The organism is Streptomyces sp. NPDC040622 (assembly GCF_055593965.1).
In genome coordinates, this window is record NZ_JBVIXD010000009.1 from 448,438 (window position 1) to 467,853 (window position 19,416).

Annotated in this window: 14 protein-coding genes and 2 tRNA genes; 10 read left to right on the forward strand and 6 right to left on the reverse strand. The window is 70.5% G+C overall.

What is annotated here, in order from left to right; genetic code table 11:
• Positions 1-314: 314 nt before the first annotated feature.
• From ACZ592_RS27610 to ACZ592_RS27620, 3 genes are all read left to right on the forward strand, one after another.
• The gene (locus ACZ592_RS27610; RefSeq protein ID WP_471584333.1) at positions 315-1,148 is read left to right on the forward strand and encodes an ABC transporter ATP-binding protein; all 834 of its coding nucleotides are present in this window, start codon (positions 315-317) and stop codon (positions 1,146-1,148) included.
• A complete protein-coding gene (locus ACZ592_RS27615) occupies positions 1,148-3,622 on the forward strand; it encodes an FtsX-like permease family protein (protein ID WP_471584334.1) in 2,475 nt (824 codons plus the stop codon). Before ACZ592_RS27610 ends, ACZ592_RS27615 begins: the two co-directional genes overlap by 1 nt.
• Positions 3,623-3,721: 99 nt before the next feature.
• Entirely contained in the window at positions 3,722-4,177 is a 456-nt protein-coding gene (locus ACZ592_RS27620; protein ID WP_471584411.1) for an HD domain-containing protein, read from the forward strand.
• Positions 4,178-4,187: 10 nt separating this feature from the next.
• On the opposite strand, the gene ACZ592_RS27625 is transcribed toward ACZ592_RS27620, so the two are convergent.
• Positions 4,188-5,408 carry an acyltransferase family protein gene (locus ACZ592_RS27625; protein WP_471584335.1) on the reverse strand — a complete coding sequence of 407 codons (1,221 nt, stop codon included), beginning with the start codon at positions 5,406-5,408 and terminating at the stop codon, positions 4,188-4,190.
• 654 nt (positions 5,409-6,062) lie between these two features.
• Here ACZ592_RS27625 and ACZ592_RS27630 point away from each other — a divergent pair.
• On the forward strand, positions 6,063-6,257 hold the full coding sequence (locus tag ACZ592_RS27630; RefSeq protein ID WP_467770386.1) for a hypothetical protein: 195 nt from the start codon (positions 6,063-6,065) through the stop codon (positions 6,255-6,257).
• A 132-nt stretch (positions 6,258-6,389) separates the two neighbouring features.
• Here ACZ592_RS27630 and ACZ592_RS27635 read toward each other — a convergent pair.
• Positions 6,390-6,460, reverse strand: a tRNA-Gly gene (locus ACZ592_RS27635).
• Between the two features lie 142 nt (positions 6,461-6,602).
• Between ACZ592_RS27635 and ACZ592_RS27640 the strand changes: the two genes are divergently transcribed.
• From ACZ592_RS27640 to clpX, 5 genes are all read left to right on the forward strand, one after another.
• Positions 6,603-6,679: transfer RNA gene (locus tag ACZ592_RS27640), tRNA-Pro, on the forward strand.
• A 206-nt stretch (positions 6,680-6,885) separates the two neighbouring features.
• Positions 6,886-8,271, forward strand: a complete 1,386-nt coding sequence (tig, locus tag ACZ592_RS27645; protein WP_471584336.1) for a trigger factor — start codon at positions 6,886-6,888, stop codon at positions 8,269-8,271.
• Positions 8,272-8,780: 509 nt separating this feature from the next.
• Positions 8,781-9,386 carry an ATP-dependent Clp protease proteolytic subunit gene (locus ACZ592_RS27650; RefSeq protein ID WP_268775614.1) on the forward strand — a complete coding sequence of 202 codons (606 nt, stop codon included), beginning with the start codon at positions 8,781-8,783 and terminating at the stop codon, positions 9,384-9,386.
• Positions 9,387-9,447: 61 nt separating this feature from the next.
• Complete coding sequence (locus tag ACZ592_RS27655; protein ID WP_471584337.1) at positions 9,448-10,143, forward strand: ATP-dependent Clp protease proteolytic subunit; 696 nt, start codon at positions 9,448-9,450, stop codon at positions 10,141-10,143.
• 166 nt (positions 10,144-10,309) lie between these two features.
• A complete protein-coding gene (gene clpX, locus ACZ592_RS27660) occupies positions 10,310-11,596 on the forward strand; it encodes an ATP-dependent Clp protease ATP-binding subunit ClpX (protein ID WP_055569952.1) in 1,287 nt (428 codons plus the stop codon).
• 105 nt (positions 11,597-11,701) lie between these two features.
• On the opposite strand, the gene ACZ592_RS27665 is transcribed toward clpX, so the two are convergent.
• The 3 genes from ACZ592_RS27665 to ACZ592_RS27675 form a co-directional block, all read right to left on the reverse strand.
• Entirely contained in the window at positions 11,702-12,763 is a 1,062-nt protein-coding gene (locus tag ACZ592_RS27665; RefSeq protein WP_471584338.1) for a hypothetical protein, read from the reverse strand.
• A 121-nt stretch (positions 12,764-12,884) separates the two neighbouring features.
• Positions 12,885-13,922, reverse strand: coding sequence for a hypothetical protein (locus ACZ592_RS27670; protein ID WP_471584339.1), 1,038 nt, complete (start codon positions 13,920-13,922; stop codon positions 12,885-12,887).
• Positions 13,923-14,164: 242 nt separating this feature from the next.
• Positions 14,165-15,187: a hypothetical protein gene (locus tag ACZ592_RS27675; RefSeq protein ID WP_471584340.1), complete on the reverse strand. Its 1,023-nt coding sequence runs from the start codon at positions 15,185-15,187 to the stop codon at positions 14,165-14,167.
• 133 nt (positions 15,188-15,320) lie between these two features.
• Between ACZ592_RS27675 and ACZ592_RS27680 the strand changes: the two genes are divergently transcribed.
• Positions 15,321-17,945 carry a valine--tRNA ligase gene (locus ACZ592_RS27680; RefSeq protein WP_471584341.1) on the forward strand — a complete coding sequence of 875 codons (2,625 nt, stop codon included), beginning with the start codon at positions 15,321-15,323 and terminating at the stop codon, positions 17,943-17,945.
• Between the two features lie 97 nt (positions 17,946-18,042).
• Here the strand turns inward: ACZ592_RS27680 and ACZ592_RS27685 are convergent, their stop codons facing one another.
• Positions 18,043-19,392, reverse strand: a complete 1,350-nt coding sequence (locus tag ACZ592_RS27685; RefSeq protein WP_471584342.1) for a glycosyltransferase — start codon at positions 19,390-19,392, stop codon at positions 18,043-18,045.
• Positions 19,393-19,416: the final 24 nt, after the last annotated feature.

A 19,416-nucleotide genomic window follows, 5' to 3' on the forward strand; every position in this document is an offset into this window, starting at 1 on the left:
AGGGTTGCCTCCGGTCGCGGTCAAGAGTAGGGGCGAAATGGCGTACGGGGGACGCGAATGCACCAACTGGCCTCGTGAGGGAGGGGGTTAGCGTCTGTGGCCCCCCGGGACGTCGAGCCGTGGGCTTCACTGTGAGTGATGGTGCGGTGGAGCGGGAGGAGAAACTGAAGGGTGGGGGTGGGGTTCTCCCCACCCTCGTTTCGCCAGCCGACCTCATGGTCCGGGCCACCCCCGTATCCGTACGTTCGAGGCATCACCCAGGGACGCGATCAGCGATGTGATCGGCGACGTACGGACGGAAGGCGGGCACAGCCATGGGGCTGCGACGGAAGAAGCGGGCAGAAGTGGGCGCGCAGGCAGGTCAGGTGCCCGCGATGCCGAGCGGCCTGCCCGGCGACTGGGCCGTCGAGCTGCGCGCCGTCCGCCGCCAGTACGGGCGCGGCTCCGGCGCCGTGCACGCCCTGGCCGGCATCGACCTCGCCCTGCCCCGCGGCAGCTTCACCGCCGTCATGGGCCCTTCCGGATCCGGCAAGTCCACCTTCCTGCAGTGCGCGGCGGGCCTCGACCGGCCGAGCGGAGGCACCGTCCACCTCGGCGGCACCGAGATCACCGGCATGAGCGAGAACAAGCTCACCGCGCTGCGCCGCACCCGCCTCGGCTTCGTCTTCCAGGCCTTCAACCTGCTGCCTTCGCTCACCGTCGAGCAGAACGTCGTCCTGCCGATGCGCCTGGCGGGACACCGCCCCGACCGCCGCAAGGCCGCCGAGACGCTCGCCCGCGTCGGCCTCGGCGACAAGGGACGCCGCCGCCCCGGCCAGCTCTCCGGCGGCCAGCAGCAGCGCGTCGCCATCGCCCGCGCCCTGGTCACCGAGCCCGACGTGATCTTCGCCGACGAGCCGACCGGCGCCCTCGACACCACCACGGCCGCCGAGATCCTCGGCCTGCTGCGCTCCGCCGTCGACGGCATGGGCGCCACCGTCGTCATGGTCACCCACGACCCGGCCGCCGCGGCCTACGCGGACCGCGTGCTCTTCCTCGCCGACGGCTCGATCGTCGACCGCCTGGAGCGCGCGTCGGCCGCCGCCATCGCGGCCCGCATGGCGTCCCTGACGGCCACGGCTCCCGCGTACACGAAGGCGGCCGCGTAATGGCGCTCGTGCCCAACGGCCTCGCCCGCGCGGCCGTCCGCTTCAAACCCGCCGCCTTCGCCGGCACCTTCGTCGCCCTGATGATGGCCTCGCTGATCGTGTCCGCCTGCGGCATCCTCCTGGAGACCGGCGTACGCGCCTCCGTGCCACCCACCCGCTACGCGAACGCCCCCGTGGTGGCCGCCGCCGACCAGATGGCCCACTTCGTCACCGGCAGCGGCGACTCCCGCTCCGAGAACTCCACGCCGATGCCCGACCGGGCCCGCGTCGACGCGTCCCTGGTCGCGAAGGCGGCAGCCGTGCCCGGCGCCCGTACCGCCGTCCCCGACGTCACCTTCCCCGTGCGGTCCGGCGGCAAGGACGTCACCGCGCACGGCTGGGGCTCCACCGCCTTCACCGGCGAGAAGCTGACCGCGGGCCGCGCCCCGCACCCCGGCGAGGTCGTCCTCGCCGCACCCGGCGCGTCCGTCGGCGAACGCACCACCCTCACCACGGCGGACGGGCCGCGCGAGGTCCGGGTCTCCGGCACGGTGCGCGGGGGCGGGACCGGGGACGCGGGCCCGACCGCCTGGTTCGCCGACTCCGAGGCCGTTCGCGTCTCCGGGCACCCCGGCCGGATCGACGCCGTCGCCGTACTGCCCGAGGACGGTGTCTCCGCCGACACCCTCAAGTCCCGGGTGGCGCACGCCGTCGGCGGCAAGGCGAAGGTGTACTCCGGCGACGACCGCAGCGACGCCGAGGGCTCCTCGCTCGCCTACGCCAAGGAACTGCTCACCGGCCTCGGCGGCTCCTTCGGCGGCATCGCCGCCCTGACCGCCGTCTTCACCTCGGCGGGCACCGTCGCCCTCTCGGTGGGCCAGCGCGCCCGCGAGTACGCGCTGCTGCGGGCCATCGGCACCACCCCGCGCCAGATCCGCCGCACCATCGCCACCGAGACCCTCCTCGTCGCGCCGCTCGCCGGAGCCGTCGGCCTGCTGCCCGGCATCGCCCTGGCCACCTGGTGGTTCGGGCAGCTCAAGGACAAGGGCGCGATCCCGCGGGGCGTGGACCTGTCCGTCTCGTTCATCCCGCTCGTCTCCGCCGTCGGCGTCGCCGTCCTCTCCGCGCTCGGCGCCGGCTACATGGCGGCCCGCCGCCCCTCCCGCATCAAGCCGGGACAGGCACTCGCCGAGGCCTCCGTCGAACGGTTCCCGCTCGGCTGGATCCGGACGCCGCTGGGCGTCGCGGCCGCGGTCGGCGGCGCGATCTTCGCCGGATTCGCCGCGCACAACACCGGCGAGGACGCGGCCAACGCGGCACTCGGCGTCGTCATGCTCTTCATGCTCGCCGTGGCCCTGCTCGGCCCGCTGGTGGCCCGGGGCTGCGCCGCCCTCTTCGGTCTGCCGCTGCGCGGCGCGGGCGCCGCCGCCTCGCTGGCCGCCGCCAACTCCCGTACGAACGCCCGCAGGCTGGCCTCCGCGATCACCCCGATCGTGCTCGCCATGGCCTTCTCCTCCGTCCTCGTCTTCATGCACACCAGCGAGGACCGGGTCGCCGCCGACCAGCAGCGCGCGGGCATCACCGCCGACCACATCGTCAGCCGCGAGGCCGGCCTCGCCCCGGGCGAGGTCACCCGGGCCGCCGCCGCGAAGGGCGTCACCCACGCCGTCGGCGTCCTCAAGACCTCCGTGCTCGTCCCGGTGGGCTCGGGCGGCGACCGCTGGCTGCAGTCCGCCTCCACCCAGGGCATCACCGGCTCGGCGGCCGACCTCGCCGAGGTCCAGGACCTGGGCGTCGAGACCGGGGCGCTCGGCCTCGCCAGGGGCCAGATCGCCGTCGACAGCACGCTCGCCGACTCCGCCCACATCACCACCGGCGACCGCATCGACGTCCGGCTGCCCGACGGCACCAAGGCGTCGCCGAAGGTCGTGGCCACGTACGGCAGGGGGCTGGGCCTCGCCGAGGTGACCATGCCCGCGGCCGACCTGAAACAGCACGTCACCTCGTCCTTCGCCACCGAGATCTGGACGCGGGGCGGCTCCGCGCAGGCGCTCGCCGGCCTCGGCACGCTCACGGACCGCGAGGGCTACGCCACCGCCCGGTCCCTGGACCGCGAGCTCAACGCCTGGGCCAACACCACCATGGCGGCCGTCCTCGGCGGCTTCGCGGCCGTCGCCGCGGTCAACACCCTCGTGATGACGGTCCTGGACCGCCGCCGCGAACTCGGCACGCTCCGCCTGATCGGCTCCACGCGCCGCCAGGTGATGCGGATGGTCCGCTGGGAGGCGCTGCTCGTGGCCTGCGCGGGCATCGTCATCGGCACGGCCATCGCCCTGGCCACGCTGGTCCCGATGATGAAGGGCCTGACCGGCGAATCCCCTTACATCCCCCCGCTGTTGTACGGCTCCTTCGCGGGCGCGGTCCTGCTCCTGGGCCTCGCGTCGACGGCGCTCCCGGCGCGGGCGGCACTGGCCTCGCCGAGGAACGGCCACTGACGGACGGGCCTGCGCATGGTCCCGCGTACGGGCCTGCGCATGGTCCTGCGTACGGGCCTGCGCATGGTCCCGCGTACGGGCCTGGGGAAGAATCCCCGTATGGACCGTCCCAGCCCGTCGCCCCTCCCGCTCGCCGCGGTGGAAGCCCTGGCCCGCGAGGCCCACGCCGCCCAGACCGACAAGGCGGGCCGCCCCTACGCCGAACACCTCCAGGCCGTGGCCGAGGGAGTGCGGACCAGGGGCGGCGACGACGAACAGATCGCCGCGGCCTGGCTGCACGACTCCGTCGAGGACGGCGCCCTGACGGAGCGGTGGCTGGCCGAGGCCCCGCTGACCCCTCGGACGAAGGCCGTCGTCCTGGCGCTCACCAAGCGCCCCGACGAGCCCAAGGAGGCGTACGCCGCCCGCATCCTGGCGACGGACGGAGCCCGCCTCGTGAAGGAGGCGGACCTCGCGCACAACGCGGACCCGGCCCGCCTCGCGGTCCTCGACGCAACGACAAGGGCGCGCCTGACGGAGAAGTACGCCGTCATGCGCGCCCTGTTGGGGCTGTAGCGGAGGTCCGCTACGTCTTCGCCCCGGACCGTTCCCTGGCCAGCGCCGCCGCGTCCCGCTTGAAGGCCCATTCCATCTTGGGCTCCATCGCGAAACGGAACATCCGCTGCACCGGTGGGGTGCACAGGAGGGTCACCACGGTGCCGGCGACCACGGTCACGAAGATCTCGCCGGCCGGCTTGTGCAGCCACTCGTAGTTCTCGAACCAGCCCCAGAAACGGGAGCCCTTGGCGAGGAAGCCGTGCAGCAGGTAGCCGTACAGCGTGCCCGCGCCGAGCACCGTGAACCACATCTTGCGGCGCGGCACCCACGCGAAGAAGCACGCGGTGAGGACCACCGAGCAGCCGAACAGCGCCAGCGTCATCACGACGCCGACCCACCACGGAACACCCAGCTCCTGGGCGCTGTCACGGTGGTAGAACCAGGCGGAGGTCATCCGCGGCGCGGCCCAGTAGGAGAGGAGCAGCGCGCTCGCGAAGATCGGCACGGAGAGGATCCGCACCTCGCGGCGGCGCACCAACTGGAAGTACTCGGGCTTCATGAAGAGGCCGAGCACGAAGAACGGCATGAACTGGAGCACGCGCTGCAGGTCGAGGTCGTCGCCGATGTCCGGTGAGATGACGGCGAGGATGGCGATGGCCAGCGAGAGCGCCACGGGCCAGCGCACGATCTTCCACAGCGGCACGGTGAGCCGCCACACGAAGAGCGCGACCAGGAACCAGGTGAGGTACCAGGGGTCGAGCAGGCTGATCGGCTGGGTGGGGTCGTCGTCCGCCCAGCGCTTGAAGAAGGTGTACGCGACCTCGAAGATCACGTACGGCACCGCGATGCCGGTGACCAGCCGCTTGAGCCGGTCGGCCCGCATGTCGAAACTGCGCGAGAAGTAGCCGGAGATCAGGATGAACGCCGGCATGTGGAACGTGTAGACGGTCATGTACAGCGCCTCGGCCGTACGACTGTGATCCGTCAGCGGTTCCCATGCGTGAGCCATCGCCACGAGGACGATCGCCAGGTACTTGGCATTGTCGAAGAACGCGTCGCGCTGCTTCGCGGGCTTGGACGTGCTCGGGTTGCCTTGGGCGGTGCTGCGGCCTGCCGTGGTGGGGGGTGCTGCGGTGGCCTGCGGCGTCGGATGGTGGGCGCGGGGAGTGGGGACTCCGGCGGCGGCCGGCACCTGGGCCGGGGGAAGCGGCGTCCGGTGGCGTCCGTGCGGGTGCACCGAGTTGGTCACAGGCCCTCCCACCACGAGCTCGGTGAGACGACCCGGGACCGCACTGCGCCTGGGGGGATGGTGGCAGCGTGGAACATCTGAGGCACCCTAGCGTCGTGGCGGTGTTTTCGTAAAACCCTCGCCGCTTTCGTCAACTCAATCTCTTCCAATCCCGGTGTGGAGAATCCCGCTTAACGGGTACCGGGTACCCCGGATTCGGGCCGAGTCGACAAAGAGATGTCGTTGTCTGACGTTGTCTTCGGTCACATCGCGTCCGGTACGTCACAACTCATCCGGTTTAAATGGTGCATAACGTTCGCGGGCGACTCTGGTGAAATGTCCGATTAGCCGCGCGGCTGAATGGATGCCCGGGTGAAGTTACGCCCGGATGATGTGCCGTCGGCGACAATTCGAATTTACTGCGAACGCCATGTGTGGCGATGGCAACGATCAAGCCGAATTACCCGTGCCCGCGGCCCGTCGAATTGCCGTGCGACCGTGCGCCGCGCATACGCCCCCGGGGCGCCCCGGCGCACCGCGGCCGGGAAGCGTTGGCCGACGATGTGTCACCGGCCGCATACAGCGGGCCTGTTGGTGGCACGATGGTCCCTGGCGGGGGAGTACGGGGTCGTACCCCCCGGGCCGGGAGAGCGACCGACCTAGGGTGTGATCAGTGTGGCCATTTCGCTATCAGTAGTACTGCTGTTGGCGATCATCCTTGTGGTGCTGATCCGCGGGGGATCGCTCAAGGCGGGGCCCGCGGTCGTCGCGGTGCTCTTCGGCTTCTTCCTCGCTTCCACGGGCATGGCCCCCTCCATAAACCGCTTCCTCAACGAAGTGGCGGAGACCATTAACTCGATCAGCTTCTGAGCTCCGCCTCCGAGCTCCGCGTTCCGAGGCCCGCGGCGCACGCCCGTCCGCGGGCCCGTGCGCCGCGCGGGCGACAGACGGCCCGGGAACGACGAAACCCCAGGCCGTGACCGGCCTGGGGTTCCTCATGAGAGCGGGCGACGGGAATCGAACCCGCGTAGCTAGTTTGGAAGACTAGGGCTCTACCATTGAGCTACGCCCGCACGGTTCGCGCCACGACGCGGACGCCGCGGCACGACAGGCATCGTAGCGGGTCGTGGGCCTTCGCCGCACGCCCCCCTCATCAGGCCCCGTTTAACCGGGAGCCGCACTGCCTGCGGGCATGTACCCTACGTGTCGCACCGACGGGGTGTGGCGCAGCTTGGTAGCGCGTCCGCTTTGGGAGCGGAAGGCCGTGGGTTCAAATCCCGCCACCCCGACCACCCTCTTCACCACTCTCTCCTTCCGCAGGGCCACGCCTTCCTTCCGCGGTGCCGCCTGCTGCGGGGCGGCGTCGAGGCCGCCCCGGCATCGCATCCAAGATCGCATTGTGGGTCGGCTCCCGCTTGCCGTTACTATGCAATCTGTGTGCCCGTGTGTCTCTGAGCCGGGCTCAATCCCAAGAAGTCAGCCCCAAGGAGACCGAACCGTGAAGAGCGCCGTGGAGACCCTGAACCCGACCCGGGTTCGGCTCACTGTTGAGGTGCCCTTCGAGGAGCTCAAGGACAGCCTCGACGCGGCCTACAAGAAGATCAACCAGCAGGTCACGGTGAAGGGCTTCCGCAAGGGCAAGATCCCGGCCCGCGTCATCGACCAGCGGTTCGGCCGCGGCGCCGTCCTCGAAGAGGCCGTCAACGACGCGCTCCCGAAGTTCTACACCGAGGCCGTCAACGAGGCCGAGCTCAACGTCCTGGGCCAGCCCGAGGTGGACATCACCGAGCTGAAGGACAACGAGACCCTCAACTTCACCGCCGAGGTCGACATCCGTCCCGCGATCGAGATCCCGGACTACTCCGGCATCGAGGTCGAGGTCGACGCGATCGAGGTCAGCGACGAGGACGTCGACAAGGCCGTCGAGGAGCTGCGCGAGCGCTTCGCCTCCACGTCCCCGGTCGAGCGTGCCGCCGCGGACGGCGACGTCGTGACGATCGACCTGGAGGCCAAGGTCGAGGGCGAGGTCCTGGAGGACGGCGTCGCGTCCGGCGTCTCCTACACGATCGGCTCCGGCGAGCTCCTCGAGGGCATCGACGAGGCCGTGACGGGCCTGGAGGCCGGTGGCGAGGCCACCTTCACCTCCGAGCTCAAGGGTGGCTCTGCCGCCGGCAAGGAGTCCGAGGTCACCGTCAAGGTCACCCAGGTCGCCGCCCGTGAACTGCCGTCCCTGGACGACGACTTCGCGCAGCTCGCCTCCGAGTTCGACACCCTCGACGAGCTGAAGGCCGACAGCCGCAAGCGCCTCGAGAACATGAAGCAGTACGACCAGGCGACGCAGGCCCAGGAGCGCGTCCTGGAGAAGCTGCTCGAGCTGGTCGAGGTCCCCGTCCCCGAGAAGCTCCTCGCGGACGAGATCGAGACCCGCAAGCACAACCTGGTGAACCACCAGCTCGGCCAGATGGGCCTCGACCTCGCGAAGTACCTGGAGATCCAGGGCAAGAGCGAGGAAGAGTTCGACGCCGAGACCAAGGAGCAGGCGGAGAAGGGCATCAAGACGCAGTTCGTCCTGGACGAGCTCGTCAACAAGGAGAAGCTGAACGTGAACCAGGAGGAGCTCACCGAGCACCTCATGCGTCGCGCGCAGTCCTCCGGCATGTCCCCCGACCAGTTCGCCCAGGCCGTCGTCGAGGGCGGCCAGGTCCCGATGCTCGTCGGCGAGGTCGCGCGCGGCAAGGCCCTCGCGGTCGTCGTCGAGGCGGCGACGGTCAAGGACACGAACGGCGAGGTCGTAGACCTCGAGGACGAGACGGACGAGCCGGCTGCCGCCGAGGGCGAGCAGGCCGAGTCGGACGACTCCGCCGAGGAGAAGACGGAGGCCTGATCGCCCCCGCGCTCCACTGAACGCACGCAGGGCCCCCGGGATTCTTCCGGGGGCCCTGTCGCGTTCCCCGCGAGGCGCGCACCGTCCCCGCCCCGTCAGGGCCGCAGTCGCGTCTGCCGGGCCAGGCCGCACGGCGAGTGCGGTACGTCCTCGTCGGCTCGCAGCCGCACGTGCCGCCGCAAGGCCCCGGCCGGGGGCGGGGTCGCACCGGGCCGCTCGCGAGGTTCGACGCGGCCCCGAAACGGCCACTCCGCGCCCCGCAGGGGTATCTGGGGGCAACCCCGGACCCCCGCTCAAGGCGCCCCCGCCAGAACCTGCGCTGACAGCGAACAGTTCCCTCTGCGGGATTCCCCGGAGGGACCCGCGCGTTAGGGTCCATGAATACGAGGGCAGGGGAGTCCCCGAGCCGCCCCGGAGCGGCGAGCACGCGGGTGCCCCACGCCCCAGCTGAAGACGTGAGACGGCCCGGCGCCGTCGTAAGACGAGCAGGTGGATACGTGACGAATCTGATGCCCTCCGCCGCCGGCGACCCCTCCATCGGTGGTGGCCTCGGCGACCAGGTCTACAACCGGCTGCTCGGCGAGCGGATCATCTTCCTCGGCCAGGCCGTGGACGACGACATTGCCAACAAGATCACCGCGCAGCTGCTGCTCCTTGCCGCAGAGCCGGACAAGGACATCTTTCTCTACATCAACAGCCCCGGCGGCTCGATCACGGCCGGCATGGCGATCTACGACACCATGCAGTACATCAAGAACGACGTGGTGACGATCGCGATGGGCATGGCGGCCTCCATGGGCCAGTTCCTGCTCAGCGCCGGTACGCCCGGCAAGCGCTTCGCGCTGCCGAACGCCGAGATCCTGATCCACCAGCCGTCCGCGGGCCTCGCGGGCTCCGCGTCGGACATCAAGATCCACGCCGAGCGGCTGCTGCTCACCAAGAAGAAGATGGCCGACCTGACGGCGTTCCACACCGGCCAGACCGTCGAGCAGGTCACCCGCGACTCGGACCGCGACCGCTGGTTCGACCCGCAGGAGGCCAAGGAGTACGGCCTCATCGACGACATCATGTCCAGCGCCGCCAGCATGCCGGGCGGGGGCGGCACCGGAGCCTGAGCCCCGTGCTCAGCGCCCCGAAGCCACTACCTCAGCCCCTCCCTTCTCAGGAGAACCAGAGATGAACAACTTCCCCGGCAGCGGCCTCTACGAGCGCACGCAGGCCGAGAGCGGCCAGGCCGAGTTCACCGGCGCCCGCGCCGAGTCCCGCTACATCATCCCGCGCTTCGTCGAGCGCACCTCGCAGGGCGTGCGTGAGTACGACCCGTACGCGAAGCTCTTCGAGGAGCGCGTGATCTTCCTCGGCGTGCAGATCGACGACGCGTCCGCCAACGACGTCATGGCGCAGCTCCTGTGCCTGGAGTCGATGGACCCGGACCGTGACATCTCGATCTACATCAACAGCCCGGGAGGCTCGTTCACCGCGCTCACGGCCATCTACGACACGATCCAGTTCGTGAAGCCGGACGTTTCGACGGTGTGCATGGGCCAGGCCGCGTCCGCCGCCGCCGTGCTCCTCGCGGCGGGTACGCCGGGCAAGCGCATGGCCCTGCCGAACGCGCGCGTGCTGATCCACCAGCCCTACAGCGAGACGGGCCGCGGTCAGGTCTCCGACCTGGAGATCGCCGCCAACGAGATCCTCCGGATGCGTTCGCAGCTGGAAGAGATGCTGGCCAAGCACTCGACGACGCCGATCGAGAAGATCCGCGACGACATCGAGCGCGACAAGATCCTCACGGCCGAGGACGCGCTCTCGTACGGTCTCATCGACCAGATCATCTCCACCCGGAAGATGAACAATGCGTCGGTCGCCTGACCCGGAGCTGTAGCATCTGCCGCTCCGTGGCACGGTTCGCGCACGACGTACGTCGAAGCGAACCGTGCCAAGGGGGGCCCGAACGGGGGGCTCGGCAAGGTACCGTCGGATAGAGGCACCAGGAGCCGCTGAACGTGGCGTCTCCCAGGCGAAGGGGAAGCACCTCGTGGCACGCATCGGTGACGGCGGCGATCTGCTCAAGTGCTCGTTCTGCGGAAAGAGTCAGAAGCAGGTCAAGAAGCTCATCGCAGGCCCCGGTGTGTACATCTGCGACGAGTGCATCGACCTCTGTAACGAGATCATCGAGGAAGAGCTCGCGGAGACGAGCGAGGTCCGCTGGGAGGAACTTCCCAAGCCTCGCGAGATCTACGAATTCCTTGAGGGCTACGTCGTGGGCCAGGAGCCCGCGAAGAAGGCCCTCTCGGTAGCGGTGTACAACCACTACAAGCGGGTCCAGGCCGGAGAGAACGGCGGCGCACAGGGCCGTGACGACGCGATCGAACTCGCGAAGTCCAACATCCTGCTGCTCGGCCCGACCGGCTCCGGCAAGACGCTCCTCGCGCAGACGCTCGCGCGCATGCTGAACGTGCCGTTCGCCATCGCGGACGCGACGGCGCTGACGGAGGCCGGCTATGTCGGCGAGGACGTCGAGAACATCCTGCTCAAGCTGATCCAGGCGGCCGACTACGACGTCAAGAAGGCCGAGACCGGGATCATCTACATCGACGAGATCGACAAGGTCGCCCGTAAGAGCGAGAACCCGTCGATCACGCGCGACGTCTCGGGTGAGGGCGTCCAGCAGGCCCTGCTGAAGATCCTGGAGGGCACCACCGCCTCCGTTCCGCCGCAGGGCGGCCGCAAGCACCCGCACCAGGAGTTCATCCAGATCGACACGACGAACGTGCTCTTCATCGTGGGCGGCGCCTTCGCCGGCCTTGAGAAGATCATCGAGTCGCGGGCGGGCGCCAAGGGCATCGGCTTCGGCGCCACCATCCGCTCGAAGCGCGAGATGGAGGAGAAGGACCAGTTCGAGGACATCATGCCGGAGGACCTGGTGAAGTTCGGGATGATCCCCGAGTTCATCGGCCGCCTCCCCGTGATCACCTCGGTCCACAACCTCGACCGTGAGGCCCTGCTCCAGATCCTCGTCGAGCCGAGGAACGCGCTGGTGAAGCAGTACCAGCGACTGTTCGAACTCGACGGTGTGGAGCTGGAGTTCGAGCGCGAGGCGCTTGAGGCCATCGCGGACCAGGCGATCCTGCGGCAGACCGGCGCCCGAGGGCTCCGCGCCATCATGGAAGAGGTCCTGCAGTCGGTGATGTACGAGGTGCCGTCCCGCAAGGACGTGGCCCGTGTCGTCATCACGGCGGACGTCGTCCGCTCGAACGTGAACCCGACGCTGGTGCCGCGCGACGCACGCGGTCCGGGAGCCGGGGAGCAGAAGTCCGCCTAGGCGGACCGCTCGTCGAGCAGTACGTGGAAGGGGGCGCCCCGCGAGTGATCGCGGGGCGCCCCCTTCGTCGTACGCGGGTGCGGCTCGCCGCACGCCGGGGAACGCTCAGTTCTTGACGCGGACCGCCTTGCGGACCTTGAGCGTGGTGGCCGAGGCGTCGCTGAGCGAGACCTTGCCGGCCACGGCGTCCGCGACCTCGACGGGCACGATGACGGCGACGGTGCTGTGGTCGCCCCAGATGCAGACCGGCATCCGCATCTCCTTGGGGCCCGACGTCGAGCCGGTGCCCGAGCTGTCGTTCTTGATCACGGACTCCTGGCACTTGAGGACGGCGTCGCCGGTGCTGAAGTCCTCGGGGCTGCCGACGAGTTCGCCGGTCTGCGAGCCGTTCTCCTGGGAGTCCTTCTTGACCTTGGCGAACATGCCGTCGACGACCTTGGCCGGGTCCGTGACGTCGCCGTAGACGCCCATGACCTGGAGGACCTTCTGCGACAGGGGGTTGGTGTCGTCCCCCGCCTTGTAGGCGGCGTCGACGTCCTTGGCGTTCTTCACGCCCGCCTTCTCCGCGGCCGCCATGTCACTGGAGTTGAAGCCGCCGCCGGCCTGCGCCGGGTCCTTCTCGTACTCGCCGAGGAGCGTCTGAGGGGTGGTCAGCTTGTGCGGGCCGTCGTCCTTGATGCCGCTGTCCGCGACGTTCGAGGAGCCGCCGTTCTTGCCGTCCTTGTCGTCCTTGCCGGAGAGGACGAAGTAGCCGCCGACGGCCGCGGCGGCGACCACGGCGACGGCGGCGATGATGATGCCGGTCTTCTTCTTGCCGCCGCCCGGGGGCGGGGGCGGGACCTGCCCGTAAGGGGCCTGCGGGGGAACCTGGCCGTACGGATCCTGGGGCGGCTGCTGCCCGTACTGCTGCCCGTAGGGGCCGGGCTGCTGGGGCTGGCTGTAACCGCCCTGCTGCGGTGCCTGCTGCGGTGCCTGCTGGGGGTAGCCGTAGCCGGGCTGCGGCGGCGGTGCCTGCTGGGGATAGCCGTAGCCGGGCTGCGGGGCCTGCGGCGGCTGGCCGTAGGGGCCGGGCTGCTGCGGCTGCTGGCCGTACGGCCCCGGCTGCTGGGGCGGCTGGGGCTGCTGGGGCGGCTGGCCGCCGTACGGTCCCGGCTGGTTGTAGCTCATTGCTGGGGTTCCCCCTCGGAAATGCTGATGTGTTCCCGACATCCTGACGCAACAGGGCCCGGCCTCAGGACCGGGCCCTGTCGGACCGGAGCGGCAGGGCCGGACGGCGGCCCGGCGTGCGTCAGAGCTTGACGCGGACTTCCCCGCGGAACTTGGCCGTGGTCGACGCGGCCTCGTCGAGGTCGGCGGACTTCCCGGACACGGCGCTCGCGACGTCCGTGGTCACGACGTAGCCGATGGTGCTGTGGTCGCCCCATATGCAGGTCGACGCGGACATCTCGCTCGGCCCGGAGGCGCCGGCGCTCGTGCCGGAGGTGCCGCTGCCGCCCAGGTCGACCTTCATCTCCTGGCACTTCATGACGGCGCCGTCGAGCGCGGCCGGCTCGTACTCCTTGGGCTCGCCGACCAGCGTGACCTTCTCGCCGCTGCCGCTGCCGGACGACGCCTCGTTCTTCTCCTTGGCGTTGGTGAACATGTGGTCGACGACGGACTCCGGGTCCTCGATGTCCCCGTAGACGCCGCCGAAGCTCAGGATCTTCTGCGCCATCGGGTTGTCCTCGCCGCCCGACTTGTAACCGGCCTGCACGTCCTTGGGGTTCTTCACCCCGGCCGCCTCGGCCTTGTCCAGGTCGATGCTGTTCAGACCGCTGGACTGCTCCGCGTCCTTCTTGTACTCGGTCAGGACGGTCTCGGGCGTGGTCAGCTTGTGCGGGCCGTCGTCCTTGATGCCGCTGTCCGCGACGTTCGAGGAGCCGCCGTTCTTGCCGTCCTTGTCGTCCTTGCCGGAGAGGACGAAGTAGCCGCCGACGGCCGCGGCGGCCACCACGGCGACGGCGGCGATGATGATGCCGGTCTTCTTCTTGCCGCCGCCCGGGGGCGGGGGCGGGACCTGCCCGTAAGGGGCCTGCGGGGGTACCTGCCCGTAAGGGGCCTGGGGCTGCTGCCCGTACGGACCCTGGGGCGGCTGCTGCCCGTACGGACCCGGCTGCTGGGGCTGGCTGTAACCGCCCTGCTGCGGGGCCTGCTGGGGGTAGCCGTAGCCGGGCTGCGGGGCCTGCGGCGGCTGGCCGTAGGGGCCGGGCTGCTGCGGCTGCTGGCCGTACGGCCCCGGCTGCTGGGGCTGCTGGTTGCCGTACGGGCCCGGCTGGTTGTAGCTCATTGCTGGGGTTCCCTCCCGATGCTTATGTGTTCCGAACATCCTGGCGGATGCACGAGGGGCTCGGGGCGGCCGGGTTCGGATCGATGCGGAGTTGTTGAAGGGCTGTTCCACAGGGCGGACGTACGACGGACGGACGACGGACGGACGACGGACGGACGACGGACGGACGACGGACGTACGAAGGCCCGGGGCGTCCGCGCCGCCCCGGGCCTTTCCTCCGCACATGGTCCGCAAACGCTCCGCTACGCCTTGACGCGGGCCGCGATGCGCAGGTCGGAGGCGAACTGCGCGACGTCGTCGGTCGCCATGCCGCCACCGCCGCCCTTCACCATCGCGGCCAGGTCGATGCCGAAGACGATGCCGTAGGTGCTGTGGTCGGCCCAGATGCAGATCGGCAGCTTCGTCTCCTCGCCGTCGTCCTTGAAGCTGGCGGTCTGGCACTTCATCACGGCGTTGCGGAAGCCCTTGGGGTCGACGGTCTCGGGGCTGCCGGTGAATTCGATCTTCTCGGACTCGCGGCTGCCGGACTCCTTGTCCGCGTTCTCGCGCGCCTTGGCGAAGCCGTCGTCGACCGCCTTCTCCGGGTCGTCGATCTCGCCGTACATGCCCTGGAAGTTCATCTGCTTCCCCTTGAGCGCCTCGCCGGACTCGTAGGAGGCGGCCACGTTCTCCGGGTTCTTGATGCCGATCTCCTCGGCGTTCTTCTTGTCGCCGGAGCCGAGCGGACCGTCGTCGGGGGCGGCCGAGTCGTCGCCCTTCTTGAACGTGCCCACCGAGGCCGGCGCCACCAGCTTGTGCGGCCCGTCGTCCTCGACCGACACCGAGTCGGACCCGCTGAGGAGGAAGTACGCGCCGACGCCGAGGGCCGCGACCACCGCGACGGCGCCGATGACGAGCCCGGTCCGCTTCTTCCCGCCCGCGCCGCCCTGCGGAGGCGGGGGCGGGGGCGGCGGGGCCTGGCCGTAGGGCTGCTGCTGCCCGTACGGGTCCTGGGGCTGCCGGCCGTACGGCCCCTGGGGCGGCTGCTGCCCGTACTGCTGCCCGTAGGGGCCGGGCTGCTGCGGCGGGCTGTAGCCGTCCTGCCGGGGCGCCTGCTGAGGGGGCTGCGGGAAGCCGTAGCCGGGCTGGGGCTGCTGGGGAGGCTGCTGAGGGGGGACGCCCTGCGGCGGCTGACCGTACGGATTCGGCTGCTGGGGCGGGCCGCCGTACGGCCCCGGCTGCTGGGGCTGCTGCCCGTCGTACGGGCCCGGCTGGTGGTGGCTCATGACGTGGTCCCCCTCGAACGCTGATGTCTGGGGACATCCTGAACGAAGTTCAGGGCCCGTGGCGGCCCCGGCCACAAGCGATGCTGAACGTTCCGGTTTCGGCACCGCTCCGCGACCCCTCTAAACTGACCGCGTGACCGAGAACGCTCAGCAGCAGCCTCCAGCGACCACTCCCGAACTGCCGACCCAGTACGCGCCGGCCGAGGTAGAGGGGCCGCTGTACGAGCGCTGGGTGGAACGGGGTTACTTCTCCGCCGACGAGAAGAGCGACAAGCCGCCGTACACCGTCGTCATCCCCCCGCCGAACGTCACGGGCGCGCTCCACCTGGGCCACGCCTTCGAGCACACGCTGATCGACGCCCTCACCCGCCGCAAGCGCATGCAGGGCCACGAGACGCTCTGGCAGCCCGGCATGGACCACGCCGGCATCGCCACGCAGAACGTGGTGGAGCGCGAGCTCGCCAAGGAGGGCAAGTCCCGCCACGACCTCGGGCGCGAGGCGTTCATCGAGCGCGTCTGGAAGTGGAAGGGCGAGTCCGGCGGCCAGATCTCCGGCCAGATGCGCCGCCTCGGCGACGGCGTCGACTGGGAGCGCGAGCGCTTCACCATGGACGAGGGCCTCTCGCAGGCCGTCCAGACGATCTTCAAGAAGCTCTACGACGACGAGCTGATCTACCGCGCCGAGCGCATCATCAACTGGTGCCCGCGCTGTCTGACGGCGATCTCCGACATCGAGGTCGAGTACCAGGACGACGACGGCGAGCTCGTCTCCCTGAAGTACGGCGAGGGCGACGAGACCGTCGTCGTCGCCACCACCCGCGCCGAGACGATGCTCGGCGACACGGCCATCGCCGTGCACCCCGACGACGAGCGGTACAAGCACCTCGTCGGCAAGCTGATCAAGCTGCCGCTGACCGACCGCTCCATCCCGGTCGTCGCGGACGAGCACGTCGACCCCGAGTTCGGCACGGGCTGCGTCAAGGTGACGCCCGCGCACGACCCGAACGACTTCGAGATCGGTCAGCGCCACAACCTGCCGAACATCGCCGTCATGGACGAGCACGCGGTCATCACGGTCCCCGGCCCCTTCCAGGGACTGGACCGCCTGGAGGCCCGCTCCGCGATCGTCGGCGCGCTGCGCGCCGAGGGCCGCATCGTCGCCGAGAAGCGCCCCTACACGCACTCGGTCGGCCACTGCTCGCGCTGCAAGACCACCATCGAGCCGCGCCTGTCGATGCAGTGGTGGGTCAAGGTCGGCCCGCTCGCGAAGGCCGCCGGTGACGCGGTCCGCGACGGCAAGGTCAAGATCCACCCGCAGGAGATGGAGAAGCGCTACTTCGACTGGGTCGACAACCTCCACGACTGGTGCATCTCGCGCCAGCTCTGGTGGGGCCACCGCATCCCCGTCTGGTACGGCCCGAACGGCGAGGTCGTCTGCGTCGGCCCCGACGACGAGGCGCCCACCGGCGAGGGCTGGACGCAGGACAACGACGTGCTCGACACGTGGTTCTCGTCGGGCCTGTGGCCGTTCTCCACGCTCGGCTGGCCCGAGGAGACCGAGAGCCTCGCGAAGTTCTACCCGAACTCCGTCCTGGTCACCGGCTACGACATCCTCTTCTTCTGGGTCGCCCGGATGATGATGTTCGGCCTGTACGCGATGGACGGCACCCCGCCGTTCCACACGATCGTGCTGCACGGCATGGTCCGCGACCAGTTCGGCAAGAAGATGTCGAAGTCCTTCGGCAACGCGGTCAACCCGCTGGACTGGATGGACAAGTACGGCTCGGACGCCCTGCGCTTCACGCTGGCCCGCGGCGCCAACCCCGGCACGGACGTGCCGATCGGCGAGGACTGGGTCCAGGGCTCGCGCAACTTCGCCAACAAGATCTGGAACGCCACGCGCTTCGCGATGATGAACGGCGCGACGATCGAGGGCGACCTGCCGCCGGTCGAGCAGCAGTCGGCCACGGACCGCTGGGTCCTGTCCCGGCTCAACGCGACCGTCGCCGAAGTCGACGCGCTCTACGACGACTTCCAGTTCGCCAAGCTCTCCGACGCCCTCTTCCACTTCGCGTGGGACGAGGTCTTCGACTGGTACGTCGAGCTGTCCAAGACGACGTTCATGGCGGGCGGCGAGGGAGCGAAGGTCTCGGCCCGCGTCCTGGGCGAAGTCCTCGACGTCACCCTGCGGCTGCTCCACCCGATCGTCCCGTTCGTCACGGAGACGCTCTGGACCGCGCTGACCGGCGGCGAGTCGCTCGTCATCGCCGACTGGCCGTCCGACAGCGGCTTCCGCGACGCGGGCGCCGAGCGCGAGATCGAGACGCTCCAGCAGGTCATCACCGAGGTCCGCCGCTTCCGCGCCGACCAGGGGCTGCAGCCGGGCCAGAAGGTCCCGGCCCGCCTGGCCCTGGAGGGCACGGCGCTCGCCCCGCACGAGGCCGCCATCCGCCAGCTCCTGCGCCTGCAGCCGGAGGGCGACGCCTTCACGGCGACGGCGACCCTGCCGGTCTCCGGCGCCACGGTGGCGCTGGACCTGTCCGGCACGATCGACGTGGCGGCCGAGCGCAAGCGCCTGGCCAAGGACTTGGCCGCCGCCGAGAAGGAGAAGGCGCAGGCCACGGCGAAGCTCGGCAACGAGGCGTTCCTGGCGAAGGCGCCGGACAACGTGGTCGACAAGATCCGTGGCCGCCTCACCAAGGCGGAGGCCGACATCGCCCGGCTGCAGGCACAGCTGGAGGCCCTGCCCGCCGCGTGATGCCCGACCGGTGTACGCAGAAGGCCCCGGGACCGCCACTGGTCCCGGGGCCTTCGCGTACCCGCTACGCCTCCGTGCCGCTCCGCCTCCGTACCCGCTACGCCTCCGTGGCCACCGGCCCCGCGCCGACCGCCTCCGCGTTGCGCCGCGTCTTGGCCCAGCCGTTCCTGCCGCGCAGCACGCGCAGGAAGCCGCGGGCCGAGACGACGAAGACGTGGTACGCGTACAGCCACAGCGCGAAACCCCACAACAGGCCCACCAGCCAGGAGCGGTCGGGCGCGAAGTCCCTGCGGTAGACCGGGCCCCAGAGCGCGAACGGCAGGACCGAGAGCAGGCACAGGGCGAGCACCAGCGGCCAGGCGCCGAGCGCCGCCGCAAGCGGGGCGCGGCCGAGGGCCAGCGCGGCCACGAGCAGCACGGTCAGCACCAGGCTCGCGACGTGCGCCAGGGGCTGCACGAAGGTGTAGAGCGTCTCCAGGACCCCGCGCCCCGAGTAGTGCCGTGAGCCGATGATGCGCGGCGCGTACCGCACGCACTGCAGGTTGCCCTGCGCCCAGCGGGTGCGCTGGGTCAGGAAGCGGCGGGCGTGCGGCAGGCCCTCCTGGGAGACGTACGTGTCGGCGATGTGCGTCACCCGGTAGCCGCCCAGGATCATGTGCAGGCCCAGCTCGTAGTCCTCCAGGAGCGCGTCGCGCTGCCAGGGGCGGCGCTCGGCGGCCGCGATCCGGTCGAGGGCGGTGAGCCGGGTGAACTGGCCGTTGCCGCCGAGCCCGACGGATCCGGTGCGGGCGCGCAGCAGCTGCATGGCCGCGTTGGAGACGGCGAACTCCATGTCCTGCATGCGGACCAGGAGCCGGGCCAGGGCGTTCGCCGCACGGCCGCGCCCGGGCAGCGGACGCGGCTCGTCGACGTTCCGCATGCGCACGCTGACCTGCACCCCGCCCGTCTCCGGGTCGCCGAAGCCGCCGGGACCGCTGACGGCGGACAGCGCGTCGGGGGAGAGCTGCCCGTCGGCGTCGACGACGCACACCACGACCCGCGACCGGTCGGTGTCCCCGGGCAGGAAGTCGTCCAGCTGGGCGTAGGCGGCGTTGAGGGCCGCGCCCTTGCCGATACGGGCGTCGGGCCTGCGGCGCGACACCAGGTGGACGCGGAGGTCGTCCTCGGCGAGCGAGGCGACGACGGCGGCCGTCCGGTCCTCGCTGGCGTCGTCGACGACCCACACGTGCGCGGCGGGGAAGTCCGCGCGCAGCCGCGACACGGTGGTCCCCACGACGGTCTCCTCGTCACGGCAGGGCACGAAGAAGTGCCAGGCGAAGGCGGCGGCGTCACCGGCCTCGGCCGCGGGGCGGCGCCGGTAGGAGTACCGGGCGCCCGCCCAGTAGAGGAGGAAGCAGGTGAGAAGGACGAAGGGGAAGAGGAAGAGGAGCCGGTCGAACGTCAGCATCGGGAGTCCAGGACGTGGGGAGGG